Here is a 23,914-nt window from a genome sequence, read left to right as displayed (position 1 = left end):
GCCTTCCTCGGCGTGCAGCTGGCAGTCTTCGGCGTCTACATGGGTGCCTCCTTCGCCCCGAACCACAAGGGCATGCCGATGGTTCCCCAGGACGCTCGCATCGACTTCTTCTCCCGCCAGGTACTGACCGGACGCAATGTCATGGCCAAGTCCAGCTGGGGAAACCGCGTGCTCTCCCACGTCTACGGCGGATTGAACTACCAGGTAGAGCACCACCTGTTCCCGTCCATGCCGCGCGCCAACCTGGCCGGCGTCTCGCGCATCGTGCGCCAGTACTGCGACGAGCACCAGGTCCCGTACACCGTGGCCAGTGTCCGCGAATCCTACGCACAGGTGATCACCTACCTGAACAAGGTCGGGCTATCGGCCCGGGATCCTTTCGAGTGCCCAATCATCTCCGGATACCGAATCCCATAACGGTCTTGCTGCAGGCACAGAACAACGAAATCAGCTCCCCTGGCAGGACTTCGGCTTCCCCTCACAGCAAACCGGCGAGATTAAGTGAGCTCCTCATGGTAGTCTAGATATTAGAGCCAATAAGGAAAATTGAAAATTCCTATTGTTCCTCCCTTGGATTTTTAATAAGCGTTTCCTCGGAATTTTTCCCATGAGAGCGAATCGCATCACTTGAAATATTCGTCCCCACTTCCGTGGTGGGGCAGTCGGTTTGAAACTGCGTTTCTATAGAACCTCTTCGACCGCTATTACATGCGTCTCCAGTGAATTCTTACTCCAGAACTCAGAATTCGATGTTCTGGCTCTCCAAGCTATTCATGCTTGATTAAGTTTCACGGGATGCAACAAAAATAATGGCTTCAGTGCTGCTACGGTGGCACAAGCTCAAATCGCGACATATCGCGAATTACGATTTAGGAATACACATGGCTACTGGCACTGTAAAGTGGTTCAACTCCGAAAAGGGCTTCGGTTTCATTGAGCCTTCTGATGGATCCGCTGACGTTTTCGCGCATTACAGCGCAATTCAGAGTTTCGGATTCAAGAATCTTGAAGAAGGACAATCGGTCGAATACAAGCTTGAATCCGGTCCAAAGGGACCTCAGGCTGCGGACATCCAGGCACGCTAAGCGCGTTTAGGCCGATCACCCCAAAAGCGGGGCAGGCGGTCGACGGGTTCTAACGGTCGTTGCAACATCCTGAACAATCAGGCGTTGCAACGACCGTACCTTTTTACGCCAAAGATCAGCACCCAGCAACCCGACACGGTCCTGAAGAGCAAGACCAACACCGGGCTAGACGCAACGCTTCGATCATGAGCCGGACTAACGAAAGATTTCAAGCCAAGCGAGACCAACGAGGGTTATATAGCCTACAGTTATATTCCTTCCAAGCACTTGACCGGCTCGTTGATACGCGCCGCTTCAGGCATCTGAAGCTTTTCCGGGACCTGCGCGGTCCAAAACGCTCTGGGTATTGAGTGCAGAATTACTTCGATCCACAGCTTTAAGAGGCGAAACAGGAAAGTGCCCATTCGCTATTCATTCAATTCTTCGACTCTAGTTAGCCCGGCAATCTCGTTCTGCTAAATGGATCTCTGCTCCACTGCTTGCGCAGGGACATCCCACTTGAAAACCTGCGAATTGCACCACATTGGGCATGTGTCCACATAAGGCGCCGCTCGGCGGTTGGAAACAAGATGTATTATCAGAAGAACACTCCACGATGAACACCGAGCGCCAAAGGCGAAACCCGGGGGATTCCGCGGCTTTATGCCGCAGAACTTCGTGGGCGGTCACCTTTCGGAGAGCTGCCATCAGCGGAGGATTAAATGAACATGCCTGAACTAAATATGCGCGCCATGCACCGCGTCGAAAAACTTTTGCATTGCCCCGAGGCCAGAACCCATCTCACTGCGTACGGCTGGATGGAGGGCATGCCCGTGGTATTCGCGCAACGCACTGATCCAGTAGATGAAGTAATGGGCTTCGTATCGGTCCATGGCCGGGCTGTACTCATGGTTCTTGACGATGACCAAACCGATGACCTGCAGCTATGGCACATCACGGTACCCAGCCCGCTGTTTCCCAAAGTTCCCCATTTGCCAGCTGGAACCACCATCAGCGAACTCTGCTCCCGGCAGCACACGGAGAAAATGATGCCCTTTCGCGTCGCTTTCTGGTCCCATAGCGCGGCAATCCATGAGATTCCCTGCTTTGTGCGCAACGACTGGCCTGGCCAAGTAGCCACGTCACCCACCGATATCGGCTAGTCCGGCGGGGCAGCCGAGGCGGGCTGCTAGCTCCAGCGCCAGCACCCTGCCTCGCCGGTTTTCCTCGCCGGATCGCCGTGCTTCCACTGCGCTCCAGGCGGGGGCCTAGACCTCGAATTTCAGCCCTGCTTGAGGAACTCAGGCAGCTCGGGAACTATCGTCACCACCACGTCATACGCTTTCCAGTCGGTTCCCTCTAGCACTTTCCGCGCTTCCTCGGATTGGGCAAGCGTCACGGTATCGGATTCCGGAACGATGAACGCTTCCGTGTGCTGGACCTGGCCGAGTTCGCGGACCCTCAATCCCGCAGTGCGAACCCAATCCAGGGCATGGAGCTGTTCCTCCATGGCCGGGATCAGTGGGTGCGGATCCGTGCCGTCGACACCTTTGGAACGGCGATCCAGCAAATCCGAGGTGGCGGACTTCGTGCTGTCCCAGCCGTCCTTGAGAATGCCGGCAGCGATCACCAGCGCCGCGGTGGAATCCAGCCACCACAACCCAACGCCGATTCCGGCGACACCGACGATCGAAGCAGCATTGGTCTGCCAGTCGGCCTTGGCCATCTTGGAGTCGGCGTAAAGCAGCTTATTGTGCAGCGGTTGGGCAATCTTGATTTTCAACCGTCCCAGCACCACGGCCGGTGCCGCGATCAGCGCCATGACCGCCATCATGATCCATCCTTGCCATACCGTATGGCCAAACAGGTTCATGGTTCCGATGGTCGGGTGCTCCAGTTTAACCAGAGCCGATACCGATTCGTACGCGAGCATCGCGCCGACGACCAGCAACGACACTCCTGCGACCAGATGCCCGGCTCCCATGGACCGGTGGTAGCCGTAGGGGTGCGAGCGCCGACGAGCCCTCCGGGTGAACTGCAGTGATGCCAAAAAGGCCAGCTGCGGCAGGACTGAGAGCATGTCTTCGATCCACGCTGTGCGCATGGCCTGCGAATTTCCCACCACTAGTGCCACAAGGGTAATGGTGAGCGCCGTGTATCCGATGCTGATCCACTCGAGCTTCGCGGCGCGCGCCATGAGTTCGCGTTGCTCGGGAGGCAAGTGCGTTCCGGCAGCGTTTTTCATGGCATCTCCTGCGTCTGGTCCAGGAAGTACTCCAGCTCGGACAGGAAAGCATTTTCGCCTGGAGGCACGAGCAGGACTATTTTCCTTTCCTTGCCCTTGGCGTCAATGGCGGTCGTGTAGGGACGAGTGACTCCAGCCTTTTCCGACCACGGCGACTTGGAGGTGATGCCTCCCGCCACCAAATCCAGCTGGCCTGCTTCCAGCTGCTTCACTAGCTGTTCTTCGCCACCAATGGTCCATTGGATTTCGGCACCTGCATGCTGGGCAAAGTCTTCTATGAGCGCTGGTTCGGCGCCCTGGGGTACTCCATCCCGGATTTCCACGAAATCCGAAGCAGGAGATACTCCGGCCCGAAGTGTCCCGGAACGGACCGTGTCCAGGGTTCCTTCGGGGTCCACCGGCACCGCTGGGAAGCAGGCTGTCGCCATGAAGACGCATCCAAGAGCCGCTGCTGCCTTCACTTGCCGGGTGCGGGACGAACTGTGCCGGAACATCATTCCTCCTGAGCTTGATCGGCCGGGTTGGCCTCCAAACTACTCGGAGGACTCGTGCTGCAATGCAACGCCCGGGAAATATCGGCGAACTCTCAGCTCGCACCTGCAACCTGCCGAAGGAGAATTCGCCATGGGCAAGTGGATCCAGCCCGGAGTGCCGCCGGCAGGGATTCCCGTTCAATGACACGAATGCCGGATCGCTGCCCGGCCCGTGCCACAATCCGAAGTGGACAATAGCGCCGAGCACCAGTTGGCGCGTCCTATGCGAGGAGGCATCGGCGGCAGTGCAAGCCAAAATGGAACAGGTCCAGCAGCGGACCAACGCGGCCTGGATCATCATCGTGGCCTCCGGCGTGGTGGCCGGCCTGCACATCTGGAAGCTCGCCCCCGCGCTGACCGTGATCCAGGACGAATTGGGCTTCTCGCTGATTTTCTCCGGCGTGCTGCTGGGCGTGGTCCAGGTAGCCGGCATGGCCGGCGGCCTGGCCGTTTCCCTGCTTTCGGAAGTCATCTCCCAGCGCCGCACGCTGATCCTCGGCTTGCTGCTGCTGGTGCTGGGCAGCGCACTGGGCGCCTTGTCCCCCAGCGCGCCGCTGCTGCTGGCCACCCGCGTCCTGGAAGGGGCGGGCGTGATCATGGCGACCGTCATGGGGCCGGGGCTGGTGCGCCTCCATGCCCCCATCCGGAACCTGAACATGGCCGTGGGGTGGTGGGCCGCCTACATGGGCATGGCCACCTTCATCGGGGTCTTCTCCACGGCGCTGGTGCTCCAGCACCTGTCATGGCACCTGTGGTGGGGCATCCTCGCGTTCATCACCTTGCTGCCGATTCCGCTGATCCTCAAGTTCGTGGGCGCGGATGAACCCGCCGGATCGGCGGCCCTGCGCGAGGCCGTCCAGCGCATCGCCATCACCGCCCGGGCATCGCGTGTGTGGATCAGCGGGCTGATTTTCGGGTGCTACACGGTGCAATGGATGGCAGTAGTGGGGTTCCTGCCCACCATCTACGAGGAATTCGGCTTGGATCCGGTGGCCGGTGGTTTGGCCTCGGCCGTGGTGGGCGGGCTGAACGCGGTGGGCGCGATCATCTGCGGAGGGCTGCTCCAGCGTGGCGCCAATGGGCGCACGCTGCTGCTAGCCGGCTTCGCGCTGATGTCCCTGGCATCGTTTTGCACCTTCGCCTTCGACTACCCGCCTGGGTTGCTGTGGATCCAGATGATCTGCGTTGGCTTCTTCTCGCTGGCCGGAGCAGCCGTCCCGACCACCATGACCCGCGTGGTGGTCGATCTGGCTCCGCCCGGCGGTTCGGCCCCTGCCTCGATGGGGCTGACCCAGCAGATCTTCAACATCGGCAACTTCACCGGCCCGATGCTGCTGGCATCCATGGCGACAATCACCGGCGGCTGGAATGCCACCTGGTTGCTGACCACAGGCTTCGCGTTGCTCGGGGCAATGCTGACCTTGCTGCTTTCGCGCAAGAACTCGCCCTTCGAGTCCGCTCGGCGATCCCGGTAGCTGATGCCAGCCCGCGGCGCTTGACCACTGCACAAAAGGCTGCGGGAACTACCCCGTCAGCCAAACTTGCGCACCAAGAGCCCCGGCTATCCGGACCGGTTCCCAAGCAGTCAGGAAGCTCGTATCCAGCCCGGTTCATGGGATGGTCTCTAAACTCCCCCACCAAGGCTCAACCAAGCGACCGGGTTCTTGCCCATGGCAGCATCTTGCGCCGTGGGCCACCCCGGATCCGAGCTATCAATCGACTGATTTCGGCGCGGACTCGTGACGCAGCCTGCCGGGGACGGCGACCATCATCGGACCGGATGTCACCGGATCGGGGTGAATCTCGCAGTGCACGCCAAATGCCTCGCCAAGGCTCTGCGCCGTAATGACATCTTCTGGTGCGCCGGAGGCCAGTATCTTTCCGCCACGCATCATCACCACGGTGTCGGCGTATCGCACTGCCTGATTGATGTCGTGCAGCACCGCGACCACGGTTTTTCCCACATCGCGTTGCCGGGCGAACAAGTCCAGCAGCTCCACCTGATGGGCGACATCCAGATAGGTTGTCGGCTCATCCAGCAGCAGAATAGGTGCTTGCTGGGCCAAGGTGGTGGCCGCCCAGACCCTCTGGCGCTGGCCGCCGGAAAGCTCGGCCAGCCGGCGGGTGGCCAAGGGAAGGGTTCCGGTCGCGGCCAAGGCAGCGTGGACCGCCGCTTCATCCTGCTCGCTATGCTGGGCCAGCAACCTCTGATGCGGGAAGCGGCCGCGGGCTACCAGCTGGGCAACGGTGATCCCCGAGGGCGCAATCGCCTGCTGGCTCAACAGCGACACTTCCCGTGCATAAGCTTTGGGCTTGTAGGATGCGATGGGGATGCCATCCAGCAGCACCCGGCCGGCCATGGGCTTCAGCAGTCTGGCCAGCGCGCTGAGCAGCGTGGACTTGCCGCAGCCGTTGGGCCCGATGATCGCGGTGAATTTGCCCGCTTCGAAGGACGCATCCAGGCAATCGATGACTGGCTCACGGCCATATCCCAGCTGCACCCCCTGCACCTCAAGCCGAGGCGCTGGCTTCCGCGCCACCATGCCCGCTCTTACCGCGTCGGCTGCCCGCTGAGCGGGTTCGGTTCCCAATGCGCTCATGCGCGACTCTCCCTTATCAATAGCCAAATCAAATACACTCCGCCAAGGCAGACGGTCACAATGCCGACCGGCAGCTGGATCGGCATGAAAGCTATGCGTGCCACGGTGTCCGCCGACACCAGCAGCAACGCTCCGAAGCATCCAGCCGGAACGAGGTCCAGCTCGGCACGGCCGCTGAGCCGGGCCGAGATCTGCGGGGCCACCAGGGCCACGAAGGCGATCGGCCCAGCCGCCGCGGTGGCCACCGCCACCAGGCCAACTCCTACAACCACCATCGACGCGCGCACCAGCTTGGCATTCACGCCCAGCGAAATGGCCAGCGGATCCCCGCATTCCAGGATCCGGGCATGGCGTTGCAGCAGAACCGCGGCAAGCGCGAAAATGCCAATGCCCAGCAGCGAAGGACCCACTACGGCATTGCCGACCGAGTTCAGCGAACCAGCACCCCATACCGCTGCAGACATGGCTACCTGGCGTTGAGCTGCCAACAGCATGAACGTGTTGGCCGAGGCCAGCATGGCGCCAACGCCAATACCGACCACAATGAGCCGGAACCCTGTGGTCCCGTTGCGGCTGGCGATCATGAAAACCAATGCCGCGGCCGCCAGGCCTCCGGCAATGGAACCCACGGCAATCTGTGCGGCACTCGCGGTGGTGAAAAGCATCAGCGCCAGCGCCGCGGTGTAAGCCCCCGAACTGAAGCCAATCACGTCCGGGCTGCCCAGGGGGTTCCGGGTCAACGATTGGAAGAGTGCACCAGAGATTCCGAGGGCGAATCCGAATGCCAGTGCCAGGACCACCCGGGTCAGCCGCCAGTCGCGGACCACCACTTCATAACGGTGCTCGGAGTTTCCCAGCAGCGCGGGAATCACCTGGTCCATCGGCACACGCACATCCCCGAGGGCCAGGGATATGAGCCCAACCAGCAGCCCGCACAGGGCCAGGGCCGTACCCACCAGCAGCGAGGTGCGATCAAGCCGCCAACTCCAACGGCCACGACCGATCCGCACTTCCCGTCGTCCGGTTGGCACCTGGCACCCTTGCACACGCGCACCGGCTGCCTCAGCCGGTGCTGGGATCAGGGGCTTGAGGCTCATAGGGTACTCGCGTTCTTGCGCCGGGCCAAGGCCAAGAGCACAGGTGCACCGGCAAAGGCGGTGATGATTCCCGCCGAGACCTCCGCATTGGGCAGGATCACCCGGCCCAGGATGTCGGAACCAAGCAGCAGCACAGGGGCCAGGACGATGGTGAAAATCAGGATCCAGCCCTGTTGCACGCCAAACAGCCAGCGCACCACGTGCGGAATCATGAGTCCGACGAAACCAATCGGGCCTGCCAGCGCGGTTGCCGCGCCGCAGAGCAATGTCACCGCGGCGATGACCGCGATCCGCACCGGGGCGATGCGCACGCCCAGCGCCTTGGCCGGAGCATCCCCCAGGGCAATCGCATTCAGCGACCCGGCGCAGCACAGCGCGATGGCAAGGCCCACTGCCACGAAGGGGACAATCAGCAGCACTGCTGGAAGCTCGTGGCCGTTGAGATTTCCTGCGGTGTATACCCGCATCATGTCGAAAATCTGCGGACGCAGCAGCACCAGCGCGGTGGTGATCCCCGACAGCACCGCGCCGAAGGCCACACCAGCCAGCACCAAGGTCGACGGGTCGGCGGCGCGTCCTCCCTTGGAGAGGGTTAATCCGTATACCGCCAAGGTTGCGGCGAGCGCACCGCCCAAGGCCCACCAGATGGCACCGAGCACACTCAGCGAACCGAAAGCAAAACTTGCCATCACCAAGGAGAATTGGGCTCCGGCGTTGACGCCCAGGATGCCTGGATCCGCCAGCGGGTTGCGGGTCAGCGCCTGGATCAGGGCCCCGGCTACGCCCAACGCGACCCCGGCCAGAACGCCCAGGACCGTACGTGGAACCCGCAACTGCCGGATGACCTGCGCCTCATCGGTATTGAAGGAGGGATTGGTGATGGTCTGCCAGGCCACGGACAGGTCGATCTGGCGGCTGCCGAAGGCCAGCGAGCACAGCACCGTGAACGCCAACAGGGCAATCAGGCCGGCAAGCCATACCAGCTTGGCTCCCGGTGAACCCACCAGCACCCGGTGCCGTTGGTCCGCATCGGTACCGGCCGCGCTGCCCGGTGGTGCTGCGCCGGGTGGGGCCAGCAACAGCCCGGGGTCCCGTGTGGTTGCCACCGTGCTCAGAGCCCCAGGCGTGCAAGTTCGGACTCGTATGCGATCAATGCCTCGTCGTGGTCTTCGAAGCTGTCCCAGAGGGCATCAAGGGCCTCCTTTATACCGGCATCCAAGGCATCCCACTGGGCACGCCACTTCTCGGCTTGCTCGACCCAGTAGCCAATCACCTTGTATTGGGTGCTTGGCCACCGCAGTTCCCGGTGCAGCATCTTGCGGATCTCACGCAGCGCAGCGGATTGCCCGGCCACCCAGACGTACGGGCGGGTTTCCGATCCGGCCGCCGCCTCAACCGCCTTGCGTGCCACCTTGGGCAACACGCTGGGGGCCACGCCGTTTCCGGCCACAATCCACTGCACGCCCAGGTTCGGCAAACCCGACAGGTCCAGGCGCGAGGCCTCATCCGGGATCTCCACCACCAGCTCGGTGCGCACCTGTTCACCGGTCAGTTCCACCAGCCGTACCGCGGCCGGCAGCCCGGTCAGGTCGCAGATCAGCACCTGCGAGGTTGCTTCCGGCGGGCAATCGTACAGCCCGGTCGGTGAGTTCAAGCCGATCCGGTCTCCTGGTTCGGCGGCCAGTGCCCACGCGGCGGCAATGCCTCCGTCATGGACCACGAAATCGATATCGATCCACCCCTCGCCGCAGTCGCGGATGGTGTAGGTGCGCATTGGCGCGTCCGGCTGCCCCGGAGGCGTGCGCCAGGTATCCCCATCGGCTACCGGAAGGCACAGCAGGCTGCGGTCCTCGGTATGCGGGAAAAACAGGCGAACATATTCGTCGCCGACCCCCGTGCTGGTGAAGCCCTGCACCGCGAAGCGCAGCCGCTTCAGCGTAGGCGAGAGCAGGCGGGTGGATTGCACGGTTGCTTCAAAAATTTCCATGAAAGGATCCTGAATCTGGGGGCGTCGGCTGCTTGAAGTGCGAACGCAGGAGGGGTGGTTGAGCTGCGCTCAGGCGCAGGCAATGGCCGTATCCGTCCGGCCGGGAAACTTGACGGGGCCGGACGGATGCGGCCATGGCTGGATTATCCGGCGAGGTCGCTGCGGACCTGCTGCAGGAACGCTGTGGCGCCCGACGGCGAACCGTAGGCCATTTCCATGTTGTAGGTGTAGATCCGCTCATTCTTCACAAAGGGCAGATCCTTCCAGTAGGGCGACTTGGCCATGGAGGCGATGGACTTGTCCAGCTCGGCCTTCGCATCCTCGCCAACGCCGGTGGACATCCACACCGCGTCCACGTCCTTGAGCCGGTCCAGTTCCTCCAAGCTCAGCGACAGGCCTTTTTCGCGGCTCAACTCGGTGGTCTCCAGGCCAATGGTGTCAAAGACTCCGCATTCGAGGTAGGCGTAGCAGTCGACGTTGACCTTGCCATCCCAGTACCCCAGGGTGGCGACGGTCAGGTCGCCGTTTCCGGCTTCGTCGATAGCGGCTTTGGCTTCGGCACCCGCCTGCTGGTAGTCCTGCAGCCACCGGTCGTACTGGGCCTGCCGGTCGAGGTCCTTGGCGGTCCGCTCGAAGTGCGACTGCCACGTTTCGCCGTCAAAGGCGTTGGTCGTGTAGGTCGGGGCAATGGCCGCGAGCTTCTCATGCACCTCGGCGTCATACCCTAGGCCGTTGAGGATGAAGTCCGGGGCGGCGCCGAGGACGCGCTCGTAGTTGAATTCCGGGTAGTTGGCGAACGGGGTGACCCCCTCCAAGGCTTCCTGGTCGAAGTAGTCCGGGAAGGTAGTGAAGCCGGAGTCGCCGCGAATCGGCTGTTCAGCGGCCAGCGGCACCTCCAGGATGGTCAGGATATCCACGTCGGTGGTGTAGAAACCCAGGGCTGCGGCGGGTTGCTGCTCCAGCGAAACTTCGTGGCCTTGCGGGTCCACGGTCTTCAGCGGGGTTCCTTCGGCCGCCGGGGACGATGGCGCCTGGGAGGCCTCGGAGGACTGGCCGCAGCCGGTCAGGGCCAAGGCCGTGGCGGCAAGCAGCGCGGCTGGGGCCAACAAAGTGCGAGTGATCTTGCGGGTCATGCGGGTGATCCTTAAACGGTCGGCCGCCGGGTGCGTGGACTGCGAGGTCCCACGGAGCGCACCACAAATCGGCACTGAGCATAGGCTAACCTATGTGAGTTACGAAAATAATTAATAGCATATTATGGGTAGCATGTCCTCATCTATGCTCACCGGGCGCACTCTGCTGCGCGGCATGCTGCGAGCCGAACGCGGCCACATCATCGGCGCCATCGCCCTCCTTTCCTGCTGGACAGCGGGCGAAGCGCTTGTCCCCGCGCTGGTCGGTGCCACCATCGACCACGCCATCGCCGGGCAGAGCTTGCCGCTGCTGGTGGTGTGGCTCGCCGCCCTCGGCCTGTGCTTCCTCATGCTGTCCTCCGGCTACCGCTTGGGTGCACGGCTGGGCAACTCCGGAATGAACCGCCAGGTGCACCTGATGCGAACCCGGATCGCCGAGCATGTCATGGACCCCGGCTATCGGCCTGCCACCGCACGGATGCCCGGGGAAATTGCTGCCATCACCTCGGTGGACACCACCGTCACCGCGACGATCATCCGCCAGGCTTCCCTGGGCTTCAGCGCCTTGGCGGGCCTGCTGGTCTGCGCCGGATACCTGCTCTGGGCCAACCTCTGGGTTGGCCTGGCGGTGCTGGCCATCACGCCACTGGGCATGGCCGCCCTGCGCTGGCTGACCCCCAGATTGAGCCGGGCCAGCGACCGGTTGCAGTCCGATATCGCCGCATCCGGCGCGGCGGCCGCCGATCTCATGGCAGGAGTCCAGGTACTGCGTGGCATCGGCGGCCAGGACCAGGCATCCGAGCGCTACCGTGCCGCCAGCCGCAGCGCCGCCACCGCGGGGGTGGCCTCCGCTTCGGCCACCGGACGGATCGAGGGCGCCCAGGTATTGATCTCGGGGCTGGTGCTGCTGTCCGCCGCCAGCCTGGGCGCCTGGCAGGTTGCTGAAGGAGCCATGGGCATCGGCACCTTGCTGGGTGTGCTGGGCGTGGCCCAGTTCTTGTCCACGCCGCTGGGCACCCTGGTCTCAACGGTGGAAGCCGGCACCCGGTCCATCGCCGCGGCGGATCGCGTTGCCGCATTGCTGGCCGACGGCGGGCGGCAACCCGGAACCCGGCGTCCGGCGGCCCAGCCGGATGCAGCACTTGCCTTGGATGTGCCCGGGCTTGGCGAACGCCCGCTGGTTTTCGTGCCCGGCAGGTTCACCGTGCTGGTCTGCGCCAACGACAGCATGCGCCACCGGCTGGCCAAGCTGCTCAGCGAAGGCTCGGAAAATCCTGGCACCGCGGCAGTCCGCGAAGGTACAGCGGCGGCGGCCGCGCGGCTGCTGGTTGATGGAATCGACGCCGCGCAGATCGATCCCGCCTACCTGCCGCAGCTGCTGCGCATGGCCCCGCATCAGGCGCACCTCATCGAGGGCAGTGTGAAGGAAAACATTGTGGGCGACGCAGCGCTGCCCGACCCGCAGACCCTGCAGCTGCTGCTGCGCGCCAGCGGCGTCGACGAGCTGCTGGGCACGCTACCCGATGGGCTCGAACACCAGGTCCAGGGCCGTGGACATAACCTTTCCGGCGGCCAGCGTCAACGCATCGCACTGGCCCGCGCATTATCCGGCGGACCGTTGGCGCGCGTGCTGCACGATCCAACCAGCGCAGTGGATTCGGTCACCGAGGCGAACATCGCCCAGGGCCTGGTCCAGCTGCGCGCGCATGCCGCCAGCAACGGAGCCGGGGCAGGCACCTTGCTGGTGCTGAGCACATCCCCCACCCTGCTGCATGCCGCAGATGAGGTGCTTTTCCTCGCGGCCGATGGAAGCATCACGCGTTCCACCCACCGCGCACTTGCAGAAAATACGACCTATGAAAAGGTGGTCGGCCGATGAGCGCTGTTCACGACCGGGCAGAACCCTCCGCTCCCGCCCTGCCGACCGCCAGCGCCGCTGCGGCCTGGCGGGCACTGCGGCGAACGCTTCGCCCGCACCGCCTGCTGATCACCTGGGCATCCGTGATCACCCTGGCTGCCTCCGCAACGGCCATGGTCCCGCCGTTTGCCATTGGCATCCTGGTGGATGCGCTGGGCACCGGCGCACCGGGCTCCGCCCTGGTGTGGTGCCTGGCCTCCATTGCCGCCTCCTTGCTCGGCGGCGCGCTGCTGACCTGGTACGCCCGGGTGCTGTACGCGCGCATTGCTGAGCCGACGGTGGCCACGCTGCGCGAGGACGCGGTAGAGCACGCGCTCCACCTGGAGTCGGGAATCCTGGAGCGCGCCGGTGATGGCGAGCTCGTCTCGCGTGTCTCGGATGACTCGCGCCTGATCTCCCAGGCAGTAGCCTGGCTGCTGCCCGCGTTGTTGTCCGCCGGCACGCTGCTGGTGCTGTCGGTTCCAGGGCTGTTCACCCTGCACTGGGTGCTGGGGCTCACCGGGCTGATCGCTGTCCCGATGTACCTGCTCTCGCTGCGCTGGTACCTGCCACGCAGCGCACCGCTCTACCGCGAAGAACGCGAGATTCTCGCTCGACGCACCAATACCTTCTTGAACGCATTCCATGGCCGGGCTATGCTGCATTCGCAAGGCTGGGCGCAAACGCAAATCGATGCCCTTGAACACGCAAGCGACGATTCACGCCACGTCGCGGACCGGGTTTTCCGCATGCTGACCCGCTACTTCGCACGCAACAACCGGGCCGAATTCATCACCATGGCCGCGCTGCTGACCTCGGGGTTCTTCCTGGTCCAAGCCAATGCAGCGACGGTTGGCGCTGTCACCACCGCGGCTCTGCTCTACCATCGGCTATTCGACCCGATCTCCGAGGTGGTCACCTTGTTCGACATGCTCCAGGAAGCGGGGATCGCGTTGCGCCGGGTGACCGGAGTGTTGCTGGCCGCTCGGCGCACCCCGCTGGCCAGATCCGCGGTTCCCTCAGCTTCTTCCCCTGCCGAGGGACTGACTCTAAGTGGTGTCAGCCACCGTTTTGAGACCGGCCCGCAGGTCCTGGGCAATCTCGACCTGCATCTGCGCGATGGCCAGTGCGTCGCCTTGGTCGGTTCGACCGGCGCCGGGAAATCCACAGCAGCCAAGATCTTGTCCGGCGTCATCGAGCCGAGCTCAGGCACCGCCGCGTTGGATGGAACCGCGCTGGCCGCCCTGGACACCGCGACCCTGCGCCGCAACATCGCATTAATTTCGCAGGAGACCCATGTCTTTGCGGGAACTGTCCGGGAGAACTTGCTGCTGGGATCCACGGCGCCGTGCACCGATGCCCGGATTCAGCAGGCGTTGGAAACCTGTCACGCTGGCTGGATTAATGCACTGCCCGAAGGCCTTGATACCCTGCTCGGCTCCGATGGGCATCAATTGACGGCCCACGAACAACAGCACCTGGCGTTGGTCCGCATTGAGCTGCTCAACCCGCGCATCATTGTGATGGATGAGGCCACGGCCGAGTCCGGTTCCAGCAACTCGCGGACCCTGGACATGGCCGCCGCCGCGCTGGCTGCCGGGCGCACCGCCTTGGTGATTGCCCACCGTCTCTCCCAAGCGCGTTTGGCCCACCGGATCATTGTGATGGAGCACGGTCAGATTATCGAGGATGGGAGCCATGAGGAATTGCTGGCAGCCGGTGGGCGCTATGCCCAGCTCTGGGCCGCGTGGGAAGGATAGTTCACGTTCTCCTGGCAGCCATGTTCAGTCCGACGTCGAATAGCTGCTGGCTACGGGCTTCGCACCGCTCGGGGCGGCGCTGGTGCTCTCGCGCAGGATTCCCCCTATGCCAAGGCGCCGTGATGCCCTGGACGAGCAGAGCTGGAGGCCCGAGATGTCCCATCCTGCCTCCAGCCCCTGCCCGGTGCTTTATTGTCCGGCTTGCGCGGCTAGCTTGCGCTGCGGCGCTCGTCCCTGATCTGGCCGACCAGCTCTGCGAGCATGTCCTCCAGGGTCACCATGCCGGTGACCTTGCCCGTTTCGCCATCACGCACCAGGGCCAAATGGGCTCCGGAGAGCTGCATTTCCTGCAGCGCGGTGCGCACGCTTTGCTGCTGCCCGAAGGACGGCAGCTCGCGGATGCCGCTGCGCTGCAGCGGCTGCGTCCGGGCTTGCGCGTCGGCGCCCAGCACGTCCTTGACGTGGACATAGCCCACCGGGGTGCCGCCGGCGTCCACCAGCGGGAAGCGCGAGAAGCCATGCGCGGCCGCCGCCTCGATCTGCTCTATCGTGGCATCCACCGGCAAGGTCTGCACCTCATCGAAGCTGATCGCCACGGACTCGATGCTCCGGGCATCGAAGTGCAAGGCGCCCAGCAGCAGCTGCTCGTCATGCGCATCGAGCAGGCCTCCCTCCCGGGATTCGGCCACCATGGAAGAGACCTCGTCGCGGGTAAAGGTGCTGGCCACTTCGTTCTTCGGAACGACGCCGAAAATCCGCAGCACCAGGTTGCCCATGGCATTCATCAGCCACAGCACCGGGCGCAGCACCTTGACCAGGATGACCATGCTCGGGCCCAGGATCAGCGCCATGCGCTCGGGTCCGGCCAAGGCCATGTTCTTGGGCACCATCTCGGCAAGCACCACGTGCAGGTAGGTCACCGCGATCAGCGCAATCGCGTAGGACAGCGCGTCGATCATGCCTGCCGGAACGCCGATGGCTTCGAAGGGCCCGGCCACCGCGTACTTCACCAGCGGCTTGGTGACATAGCCCAGCGCCAGCGAGCAGACGGTGATGCCCAGCTGGGCACCGGCCATGACCAGCGAGACGTTCTCGATGGCCCACAGCGTCATCTTGGCGCTGCGGCTGCCTTCCATGGCCTTGGGCTCGATGATGCTCCGGCGTGCGGAGATCAGCGCGAATTCGGCGCCGACAAAGTAGAAGTTCGCTGCCAGCAGCGCGACCGTCACCAGAATTCCCATAAGGTCGCTCATCGCGCGTCCTCCCCTTCTGCCTGCTCGGACACCGTCACATCGACACTGGCGATCCGCTGCCCATCGGTGGCGTGGATGGTGAATTCAAGTTCCTTATGCGGTCCACCGGGCTCGCCCGGGACCACGAGGCGCACGACATCGCCCACCTCGCCGAACTTGCCCAGCTGGACGGTCAGCAGTCCTGCCAAGGTCTCGTAGTCCGAGTCCTCGGGGATCTGGCAGCCCAGCAGCTCATTGGCCTCATCCGGCCGCAGTGCCGCATCCAGCCGCCAGGAGTTCCCGGAGAGCACCTGGATGGTGGAATCCTCCGGGTCGTGCTCGTCGCGCACTTCGCCGACGATTTCCTCCACGAGGTCTTCCAGCGTGAGCATCCCGGCGACGTCGCCGGTCTCGTCGATCAGTACCGCCAGTTGCAGCCCGCCGTTGCGCATCTGGTCCATCAGCTCATCGAGCTCGATGGTATCCGGGACCAGGAAGGCATCTTCTGCACTGTCCCCTGCCGCGGACTGCTGCCGCTGGGCGTAGGGGATGGCGAGCAAGGCGCGGATGTGCACCATGCCCAGCACGCGGTGCCCGCCCTCGTCCACCAGCGGGAAGCGGGAATGCCCGGTCCGCGCGGCAAGCTCCAGCACTTCGTGCACCGTCTCCTGGGCGGTCACGGTGATCATCCGCGACCGGGCGGTCATCACATCATGGGCCCGGCGGTTGCCGAAGGCCACGGTCCGGCGCAGCATTTCGGCAGTTTCCGAGGGAAGCAGTCCCTCGCGGGCCGAATGCCCCACCAAGGCCACCAGTTCCTCGGCCGAACGGGTCGAGGCCAGCTCTTCTTGCGGCTCGATGCCGAAGCGGCGGACAATCCAGTTGGCGTTGCCGTTGAAGAATGTAAGGAAGGGCTTGGTCACGACGCTGAAGCCGCGCTGGAACCCCACCACGGCCTTGGCTGTTTCGAAAGGCTTGGCAATGGCCAGGTTCTTGGGAACCAATTCGCCGAAGACCATGGTCAAGATGGTGGCCAGGATCAGCGCAATGGCAATGGAGACCGAGCGGGCCAGGGTTTCGTCGAGGCCGAAGTCCTGCAGCGGCCCGACGACCAGGGCCGCGATGGCCGGCTCGGCGAGGAAGCCGATGCCGAGGTTGGTCAGCGTGATGCCCAGCTGGGCGCCCGAAAGCTGGGTGGACAATGTTTCCATGCCCTTGAGAACACCGGAGGCACGGCGGTCGCCGTTCGCGGCGGCCTGCTTGACCTGATTCCGGTTAACCGTGATCAGCGCGAATTCAGCGGCAACGAATAATCCGCAACCGAGAATGAGGAGAAGCGCTATGAGTAGCGAGATCCATTCCAATTACATGCACCCCCTGACCTGCGGAGCCTGGCCGGCATGCCTTCCGGGCAGAGGGTTGGAACTATGAGATCTACTGTCGCCTGAAGCGTCCATCATTCCCTTCCGACCGGAGTATCTTCCTCCGGCCTGCTGTGTTCCATCAATTATCCGGCATGCTGCGCGCCAAATTGGTTGAACCGTACAATTGTTTGCCCAATCCCCTGCTCTTGCATAGAGATTTCACAAGATTACCGGCAGCCGAGCTGATCGGCTATGCCGGAGATTCAACAAACCTGTATCTTCGGTTCAGATCCATTGGCTTCTTTTAAGTCCGCGAAATACGCTGGTCCGGCGCATGGCGCCCAAGAAGGAGAAGCTCTATTTCCGGGCGCTACCGTCTTCGGCGGTTCCTGACGGGCGTGGCTCACTGGCGTATTGCTCTTAGCTTCTTCCAACGACCTGGACACGCAGTTCAACTAGGCCGAAGACCCGCAGAATTTCGTCATCGTCAGGCACGGCTCCCAAGAATGCGGACGTCGAAGGGCTGACTACCGCTTGCTTGAAGATGCGCAAATGCCTGGGCGGTGGGCACTGAGCCGGCCGCTTGCCGGCTCACCCAACAGCGAAGAGGTTCGCCGCGGAGCTACAGTGCTCCATGGCGAACCTCGTCAATGCCCATGCGTCAGGAGAAGTTGATGCCGCCATCGATCAAGACGGTCTGGCCAGTCATGTGGTCCGAGTCCGGGCCTGCCAAATAACTCACCAGCTTGGCGACGTCCTCCGGCTCGGAAACACGGCCAGCCAGAATGTTGTCCACCTGCGCCTGCAGGGCACTGCCCCTCGGGGTTCCTTCACGCGCCGTGAGCCGCTCGTCAATCAAATCCCACATCGCGGTTCCCACCACGCCCGGCGCATAGGAATTGACGGTGATGTTGTGTTTGGCGAACTCCATGGCGGCCGCTTGGGTCAGTCCTCGCACCGCCCATTTGGTGGCCGAATACGAGGCGAGGATGGGAAACGGACGGAAAGCAACGATGGATGCCGCGCCAATGATTTTCCCGCCGCTGCCCTGCTCAATGAAGCGTTTGGCCGCCAGCTGGTAGGAATAGAAGACGCCTTTGATGTTCACGTCGAGCATGCGGTCCAACGCCTCGGGTTTCACGTCCAGGATCTCGTCAACCTGCGCAATGCCGGCGTTGGCCACGAACACCGTCAGGTCGCCCAAGGCTTCGGTACCCTCCTTGATCATCCGTTCCACGTCTTCGGGGTTCGACACGTCTCCGGCTACCCCGACCGCACGGCGCCCGCGCTGCTGGACGGCGGCGATGACCTCATCCACGTTCTCCTGGGCTCCCGGGACATCGGCAACGATGATGTCCTGCCCATCATCAGCCAGGCGCTCGGCGATGGCCCTTCCAATCCCTCGTCCTGCTCCGGTGATGAGTGCGACCCCTGCGGTGGATCCTGCCATGGTGATTCCTCCTGTTAGATGCTGCTCGGACTTTGAAGCGGCCCCTTGGCCCGTCGAGTCTGCCCAGCTTGGGGCCCGCGCTCGCTGCGGGGATAGCTTCGTTCTCGCAGAGCGATAATGCCCGCAACGTGGCGCCGAGCGCGTTGCCGGGCCATTCTCACCAGCCGATAACGACGCTGGCAGCACTGTGACGTGCACTACATAATCCAAGTAAGGCTTCACTGCCGGTTTCCCTGCAGAATCAGCGCAGGAACTGACCTAACCGTCTAATAATCGAGGTGACAACAATGGTGTTCCCAGCAAAATATTCATCTCTCAACGCCCTGGAGCTCTCGGATGAGGCTCGGCGGATCTTGACCCTGATCATTCGGGTTTCGTTTCCGCACCCGCAGTTCCCGGATGGGCCCTACGAGCGCATGACAGAGAAAATCATCGAGGCTTCAGCCGAATCCAGCTGGTTCCGCATGGCTTTGACCCAGGGCTTGATGACCCTGGATACGCTCAGCGAAGAGCATTTCCTGGATCTTCCCGATGACCGTGCACTGGCGGTGCTCAAGCGCATCGCGGATCTGGAGTTCTTCGCCTTCATCCGCCGCACCGTAGTCCTCAATTTCTACGATGACCCCGAAGTGCATCAGGCCCTGGGCTACGAAGGCGAATCCTTCTCCAAGGGCGGCTACGTGAACCGCGGTTTCAATGATCTGAATTGGTTGCCCGAACCGCGCATCGAGGAAAGCGGAGAGCCCGTACAAGACCAGGGCCCGCTTCCCTACGCCGTGAAAGCCTACGCACCAGAAACCAGCAGCAAGCCCGTGGACAACGTCCTGGGTGATTCAGGAATCCTCGAGGAAGGGACAACCCGATGAGCACCGAAGAGCAATCGGCAGTGCACGACCATGACGACGACTCGGTAGTTGTCGTCATCGGCTCCGGCGCCGGCGGCGGAACTTTGGCCCATGAGCTGGTTTCCAAGGGCGTCAAGGTGGTCATGCTGGAGGCCGGCCCGTATCTGAAGAATGAGGACTACCACCAGGACGAATGGGCCGCCTTCAACCAGATGGCTTGGCTGGATCCGCGGACCACCTCGGGGTCATGGCGCGTGGCCCGCGACTTCCCCAATCTGCCGGCCTGGATCGTCAAGGCGGTCGGAGGCACCACCACCCACTGGTCCGGGGCCACCCCGCGATTCAAGGCACATGAGTTCAAGGCGCGCAGCACCTACGGCCGGGTCGACGGGGCCAACCTGCTGGACTGGCCCATCACCCTGGACGATTTGGCACCGTACTACGACCGTGCCGAGCAGAAGATGGGCAGCACCCACCGCCACGGGCGTCCCGCGCTGCCGGCCAACAACAACTACAAGGTTTTTGCCAATGGAGCCCAGCGCCTGGGTTACCGCCAGTACGCCACCGGGCCCTACGCAACCAATGCCGAACCCTACGACGGCCGCCCAGCATCCATCCAGGATGGGTTCAACTTCCAGGGCGACAAGAACAAATCCAAATGGTCCACAATGGTCTCGGAAATCCCGAAGTCGCTGCGCACCGGCCTGCTGGATTTGCGTCCCGAATCGCATGCTGTTCAAGTTACCCATACTGCTGCCGGCAAGGTGGACGGAGTCATCTACATAGATTCCGAAGGGAACCCGCAGCGCCAAAAAGCACGCATCGTGGCGGTGGCCGGCAACGCCATTGAAACCCCTCGCTTGCTGATGCTGTCAGCTTCGCCGCTGTTCCCCGATGGATTGGCGAACTCCTCGGGCCAGCTGGGCCGCAACTACATGCGCCACACCACCGGCAGCGTCTATGCCAAGTTCGACCAGCCGGTGAACATGCACCGGGGCGAGACGATGGCCGGGCTGATTGCCGACGAATCCCGCCATGATCCGGATCGCGGATTCTGCGGTGGCTATTACATGGAAACCATCGCGTTGGGGCCGGCGTTCCTCGCCAGCTTCGTGGAGCCCGGCGGCTGGGGACCGGAATTCACTACGCTGCTGGACGACTACTTGAACACTGCGGGCATGTGGATTACCGGTGAGGATATGCCGCAGGAAAGCAATCGAATCACGCTGAACAACACGGTGAGCGACCGCTTGGGCCTGCCGGTGCCGAATGTCCATTTTGACGACCACTCCAATGACCTCGCCATGCGAACGCACGGCTACCAGCAGGGTTCGCTGCTCTTCGAGGCAGTGGGCGCGCGGTCCACGCACCACACTCCCCCGTACCCGTCGACGCATAATCTCGGTACGGCGCGAATGAGCCAGCGTCCTGAAGACGGGGTGGTCAACGCTTTCGGCCAGGCCCATGATGTTGCGAATCTGTTCATCTCCGATGGCTCGCAATTCACCACTGGAGCCGCGGCCAACCCGACCTTGACCATCGTGGCGCTGGCCATCCGCCAGGCCGAGTACATCGTCGAGCAAATGGCCCAGGCCAAGTTGTAGGCTGTCCGGGCACCTCGTTAGTCGGCGCAAGCTGCGCCTAGCATCGAGGTGCCCCGCAGCGCGCGGCTCACCCGCGAAGCCACATCGCGCAGCAGGACGGAGACGTCTCGGTGGCGGGTCTGGAATTCGGCCGGGTCCATGGAAACTGCCACCGATCCGATGACTTGCCCGGCGCCCGTGGTTACCGGGGCGGCCATGCAGGAGGCACCTCGGATGAATTCTTCGCGTTCGATGGCAATGCCGGTCTCGCGTACGGCGTCCAGTTCTGCGGCAAAGACCTGCGGATCGCAGATGGTCGCGGAGGTCATCCCGGGCATGCCGTGCTTGTCCAGGTAGGCGTGGCAGCGTTCGGCATCCATGGCCGCCAACAGCACTTTGCCGAAGGCGGTGGCATGGGCACCATTGTTGAACCCGAAGCCCATGGGGGTGATGCGCGGGCGCAGTGGCGACTCAACGACGTGGGCGACCACGATATCTTCTCCGCGGTGCACTGCGTAGTAGGCGGCGGCATCGGCCCGCACATGCAATTCGCGGATCAAGCGCGCCACCGAAGGCGGGGTGCCTACCTGCCGGCGCAGCGAGTTATCCAGGGCGTGAAGCTTGTAGCCCAGGGCATAGAGCCCTTCATCGCGCAGGTGGACCAGGTGGCCCGACAGGGTCAAGGTCTTGAGCAGGCGATAAACGGTAGGCAAGGGCATCTGCAGTTCTGCAGCGATCTCCTTGGCAGCCATACCCCGGTTATGCGCGGCCACCACGTCCAGCAAGGCGAATGCTTTTTGAACTGAAGCAAGGCCAGCTAGTGAATCGTTATATCCCATAACCCCATCTTGTCGAGGTGAGCTGGGAACTTCAATATGAGTCGCAGCTGCCGCTGGCCTTGCCCCAGCAATTTCAGGGTTCATCGCAAAAGTTGCTAGCTGATTTCCAATTCGCCCATGCGGTCCCAGGTATCGCCTTCGATCTGCCGGCTGACAATGCGCGGAGTTTCAACCAGGGCCGGCGCCATGTCGATCATGGCCTGCTTGAAGTGGTCGCTGCCCACGTGGTCTCCAGCTGCGTCGTCCTGGAAGGCTTCAACCAGAACGAATTCGTTGGGGTCTTCAAGGCTGCGCGACCAATCAAACCAAAGGTTGCCTGGTTCCGCACGGGTTGACTCGGTGAAACTGCGCACCAGATCCGGCCAGCGGTCTGAGCAATCCGGCTTGACTTTGAATTTAACGACAATAAAGTACACGATGACGTCCTTTCGGTAAGCAGCACATCCCTGCAGAAACAGGGCCTACTGCCAGTTTCCCCGGTGCCACGCGGCTGGGCCTATACGCATTATCGACAGGCGAGAATGCGGCAATCCCAAGAGGACAACAGTGTCCTGCAGCAGCCATCCTGTCCGAGACTCCAGGCGCGATAGTGGCAGTGAAATCCAAATCAGAGCAGCCTCAGCAGCGAGTGGTTGCCGGCCAGATCCTCATCGCCCATCACGGCATCCTTCGGCGGTCCCGCTTCAATCTTGTATTCGACTGATTGGCCTTCTTCGACGCTCATGAATCCGCAGCTCTGAATTGCACTGCAATGCGCGAAGGCATCGGCAAATCCGCCACAAGGCTGGATGAATCCGAAATTGCACGCATGATCAGCCTGCATTTCATGATCTCTCTCCTTATGATCGGGGCCAGCTTTCTGTCCCCATAGAAGTCGCCGCACGGCAAAGCCCTGCGCGGCTGAACGTCCCAGAATTCCAGCAACTTCTGCAGGCACTTTCTGACCGGCCGTAAGCATGGGTACACGGCATAGGGCGCTCTTGCCGATAGGGTGGGCCGTAACCGGAACAATGGCAGAATCCACCCGAGATCCAAGAGGAAATGGCACCATGAAGAATCCGATTCCCGATTACCTCCACGAAGTGCTCGATGCGCTGCGCGACGACACCTCCGGGCAGCGCGCCGGCTACATTCCCGAGCTGGCCGACGCCAATCCGGATTTCTTCGCCCTGGCCGTGACCACCGCTATGGGCAGCACCTACACCGCCGGGGATGCCGGGATCGAGTTCACCATCCAGTCCATCTCCAAGCCCTTCGCCTACGCAGCGGCCATCATGGACCGCGGGTTGGAGCATGTGCTGGAACATATCGGGGTGGAGCCTTCGGGCGAGGCCTTCAACGAGCTGTCGCTGGAGGATGGCACCAATCGGCCGAAGAACCCGATGATCAATGCCGGGGCCATCGCCGCCCACGGCCTGATGGTCGGCGCCGACGCCACCGGCGAGCAGCGCGTTGACCGGGCACTGGATTTGTTCTCCGCACTGGCCGGGCGCCGGCTGCGCATCGACGAAGCGGTCTTCAACTCGGAGCTGGGCACCGCGGACCACAACCTGTCCATGGCCCACATGCTGCGCAAGCACGGGATCATCGACGATGACCCGCATGAGGTGGTCACCGGCTACACCCGCCAGTGCTCCATCCTGGTCACCGTGGCGGATCTGTCGGCGATGGCCGCCACCTTGGCCAATGGCGGGGTGCAGCCGTGCACGCACGAGCGGATCATGGACGAGGCCACGGCCCGCCAGGTGATGTCGGTGATGGCGGTGGCCGGAATGTACGACGGGGCCGGCGACTGGCTGACCCGCGTCGGGATCCCCGCCAAGAGCGGGGTGGCCGGCGGGCTGGTGGGCGTGCTGCCGGACCAGGTGGGCATCGGCGCGTTCTCGCCGCGGCTGGATTCGCACGGCAACAGCCAGCGGGCGCGGCGGGCCTTCGAGCGGCTGTCCACGGACATGGGCATGCACCTGCTGGCCCCGAGCCATGGCCGGCTCGATGTCATCGACGTGCAGCGCGGCGGCACGCGCGAGACCTTCTCGCTGCAGGGCAACGTGCAGTTCACCGCTGCTGCCGAACTGCTCGATATCATGTCCGAGTCGCGTTTCGACGGAGACGTGCACGTGGATATTTCCCGGGTCTTCTCCTTCACCGATGTGGCCCGGCGAATGACCTTGGAAGGGCTGCGCCGGCTGCGCAATGAAGGGCGTCGGGTGTTCTTGCATGATCCGCTGCAGTCGCTGGCAAATCCGGATTTGGGCGATGGTACCTATCCGGAGACGCCCTGAGCG

Annotated in this window: 22 protein-coding genes; 9 read left to right on the top strand and 13 right to left on the bottom strand. The window is 63.1% G+C overall.

Annotated features, from left to right (window positions below):
- The 3 genes from EDF61_RS09970 to EDF61_RS09960 all read left to right on the top strand — a co-directional run.
- On the top strand, nt 1-417 hold a 417-nt coding region (locus tag EDF61_RS09970), incomplete at its 5' end, for a fatty acid desaturase family protein (protein ID WP_208294251.1).
- A gap of 464 nt (nt 418-881) precedes the next feature.
- Nucleotides 882-1,085, top strand: coding sequence for a cold-shock protein (locus EDF61_RS09965; protein ID WP_105658961.1), 204 nt, complete (start codon nt 882-884; stop codon nt 1,083-1,085).
- Nucleotides 1,086-1,786: 701 nt separating this feature from the next.
- Nucleotides 1,787-2,227 (top strand): hypothetical protein, encoded by a 441-nt coding sequence (locus tag EDF61_RS09960; RefSeq protein ID WP_105662366.1) that lies wholly within the window; start codon nt 1,787-1,789, stop codon nt 2,225-2,227.
- A 119-nt stretch (nt 2,228-2,346) separates the two neighbouring features.
- Here EDF61_RS09960 and EDF61_RS09955 read toward each other — a convergent pair whose 3' ends face one another.
- Complete coding sequence (locus tag EDF61_RS09955; protein WP_133833969.1) at nt 2,347-3,309, bottom strand: cation diffusion facilitator family transporter; 963 nt, start codon at nt 3,307-3,309, stop codon at nt 2,347-2,349.
- Nucleotides 3,306-3,737, bottom strand: a complete 432-nt coding sequence (locus EDF61_RS09950; protein ID WP_133833968.1) for a transporter substrate-binding domain-containing protein — start codon at nt 3,735-3,737, stop codon at nt 3,306-3,308. The genes EDF61_RS09955 and EDF61_RS09950 overlap by 4 nt, the downstream gene beginning before the upstream one ends.
- A gap of 350 nt (nt 3,738-4,087) precedes the next feature.
- Here EDF61_RS09950 and EDF61_RS09945 point away from each other — a divergent pair, with 350 nt between their 5' ends.
- On the top strand, nt 4,088-5,317 hold the full coding sequence (locus EDF61_RS09945; RefSeq protein ID WP_286172189.1) for an MFS transporter: 1,230 nt from the start codon (nt 4,088-4,090) through the stop codon (nt 5,315-5,317).
- A gap of 237 nt (nt 5,318-5,554) precedes the next feature.
- Here the strand turns inward: EDF61_RS09945 and EDF61_RS09940 are convergent, their stop codons facing one another.
- The 5 genes from EDF61_RS09940 to EDF61_RS09920 all read right to left on the bottom strand — a co-directional run bounded on the left by EDF61_RS09940 (nt 5,555) and on the right by EDF61_RS09920 (nt 10,659).
- Nucleotides 5,555-6,442: an ABC transporter ATP-binding protein gene (locus tag EDF61_RS09940; protein ID WP_286172188.1), complete on the bottom strand. Its 888-nt coding sequence runs from the start codon at nt 6,440-6,442 to the stop codon at nt 5,555-5,557.
- On the bottom strand, nt 6,439-7,539 hold the full coding sequence (locus EDF61_RS09935; protein ID WP_105658957.1) for a FecCD family ABC transporter permease: 1,101 nt from the start codon (nt 7,537-7,539) through the stop codon (nt 6,439-6,441). The genes EDF61_RS09940 and EDF61_RS09935 overlap by 4 nt, the downstream gene beginning before the upstream one ends.
- Nucleotides 7,536-8,645, bottom strand: a complete 1,110-nt coding sequence (locus EDF61_RS09930) for a FecCD family ABC transporter permease (protein WP_105662362.1) — start codon at nt 8,643-8,645, stop codon at nt 7,536-7,538. Before EDF61_RS09930 ends, EDF61_RS09935 begins: the two co-directional genes overlap by 4 nt.
- Nucleotides 8,646-8,650: 5 nt before the next feature.
- Entirely contained in the window at nt 8,651-9,526 is an 876-nt protein-coding gene (locus tag EDF61_RS09925; RefSeq protein WP_105658956.1) for a siderophore-interacting protein, read from the bottom strand.
- Nucleotides 9,527-9,669: 143 nt separating this feature from the next.
- Nucleotides 9,670-10,659, bottom strand: coding sequence for an ABC transporter substrate-binding protein (locus EDF61_RS09920; RefSeq protein WP_133833967.1), 990 nt, complete (start codon nt 10,657-10,659; stop codon nt 9,670-9,672).
- Nucleotides 10,660-10,792: 133 nt separating this feature from the next.
- Between EDF61_RS09920 and EDF61_RS09915 the strand changes: the two genes are divergently transcribed.
- Both EDF61_RS09915 and EDF61_RS09910 read left to right on the top strand, forming a co-directional pair.
- Complete coding sequence (locus tag EDF61_RS09915) at nt 10,793-12,538, top strand: ABC transporter transmembrane domain-containing protein (RefSeq protein WP_166650768.1); 1,746 nt, start codon at nt 10,793-10,795, stop codon at nt 12,536-12,538.
- Nucleotides 12,535-14,316, top strand: a complete 1,782-nt coding sequence (locus EDF61_RS09910; RefSeq protein WP_133833965.1) for an ABC transporter ATP-binding protein — start codon at nt 12,535-12,537, stop codon at nt 14,314-14,316. The genes EDF61_RS09915 and EDF61_RS09910 overlap by 4 nt, the downstream gene beginning before the upstream one ends.
- Nucleotides 14,317-14,525: 209 nt before the next feature.
- On the opposite strand, the gene EDF61_RS09905 is transcribed toward EDF61_RS09910, so the two are convergent.
- From EDF61_RS09905 to EDF61_RS09895, 3 genes are all read right to left on the bottom strand, one after another.
- Entirely contained in the window at nt 14,526-15,569 is a 1,044-nt protein-coding gene (locus tag EDF61_RS09905; RefSeq protein ID WP_133833964.1) for a hemolysin family protein, read from the bottom strand.
- The gene (locus EDF61_RS09900) at nt 15,566-16,912 is read right to left on the bottom strand and encodes a hemolysin family protein (RefSeq protein ID WP_133833963.1); all 1,347 of its coding nucleotides are present in this window, start codon (nt 16,910-16,912) and stop codon (nt 15,566-15,568) included. Before EDF61_RS09900 ends, EDF61_RS09905 begins: the two co-directional genes overlap by 4 nt.
- Before the next feature lie 661 nt (nt 16,913-17,573).
- The gene (locus tag EDF61_RS09895; protein ID WP_105658950.1) at nt 17,574-18,362 is read right to left on the bottom strand and encodes an SDR family NAD(P)-dependent oxidoreductase; all 789 of its coding nucleotides are present in this window, start codon (nt 18,360-18,362) and stop codon (nt 17,574-17,576) included.
- A gap of 287 nt (nt 18,363-18,649) precedes the next feature.
- Here EDF61_RS09895 and EDF61_RS09890 point away from each other — a divergent pair, with 287 nt between their 5' ends.
- Together EDF61_RS09890 and EDF61_RS09885 are read left to right on the top strand one after the other, a co-directional pair.
- On the top strand, nt 18,650-19,228 hold the full coding sequence (locus EDF61_RS09890) for a gluconate 2-dehydrogenase subunit 3 family protein (RefSeq protein ID WP_133833962.1): 579 nt from the start codon (nt 18,650-18,652) through the stop codon (nt 19,226-19,228).
- Nucleotides 19,225-20,811, top strand: coding sequence for a GMC family oxidoreductase (locus EDF61_RS09885; protein ID WP_105658948.1), 1,587 nt, complete (start codon nt 19,225-19,227; stop codon nt 20,809-20,811). The genes EDF61_RS09890 and EDF61_RS09885 overlap by 4 nt, the downstream gene beginning before the upstream one ends.
- Nucleotides 20,812-20,828: 17 nt before the next feature.
- On the opposite strand, the gene EDF61_RS09880 is transcribed toward EDF61_RS09885, so the two are convergent.
- The 3 genes from EDF61_RS09880 to EDF61_RS19270 form a co-directional block, all read right to left on the bottom strand.
- A complete protein-coding gene (locus EDF61_RS09880) occupies nt 20,829-21,629 on the bottom strand; it encodes an IclR family transcriptional regulator (RefSeq protein WP_105658947.1) in 801 nt (266 codons plus the stop codon).
- 95 nt (nt 21,630-21,724) lie between these two features.
- Nucleotides 21,725-22,045, bottom strand: coding sequence for a putative quinol monooxygenase (locus EDF61_RS09875; protein WP_105658946.1), 321 nt, complete (start codon nt 22,043-22,045; stop codon nt 21,725-21,727).
- Between the two features lie 191 nt (nt 22,046-22,236).
- Entirely contained in the window at nt 22,237-22,653 is a 417-nt protein-coding gene (locus EDF61_RS19270) for a cold shock domain-containing protein (RefSeq protein ID WP_426736065.1), read from the bottom strand.
- A gap of 25 nt (nt 22,654-22,678) precedes the next feature.
- Here EDF61_RS19270 and EDF61_RS09865 point away from each other — a divergent pair, with 25 nt between their 5' ends.
- The gene (locus tag EDF61_RS09865; protein WP_133833961.1) at nt 22,679-23,911 is read left to right on the top strand and encodes a glutaminase; all 1,233 of its coding nucleotides are present in this window, start codon (nt 22,679-22,681) and stop codon (nt 23,909-23,911) included.
- Nucleotides 23,912-23,914 lie beyond the last annotated feature (3 nt).

Origin of the sequence: Arthrobacter sp. JUb115, from assembly GCF_004365035.1 — a bacterium.
In the GTDB taxonomy this organism is placed as follows: domain Bacteria; phylum Actinomycetota; class Actinomycetes; order Actinomycetales; family Micrococcaceae; genus Glutamicibacter.
This window is presented reverse-complemented; position numbering and strand designations above follow the sequence as displayed.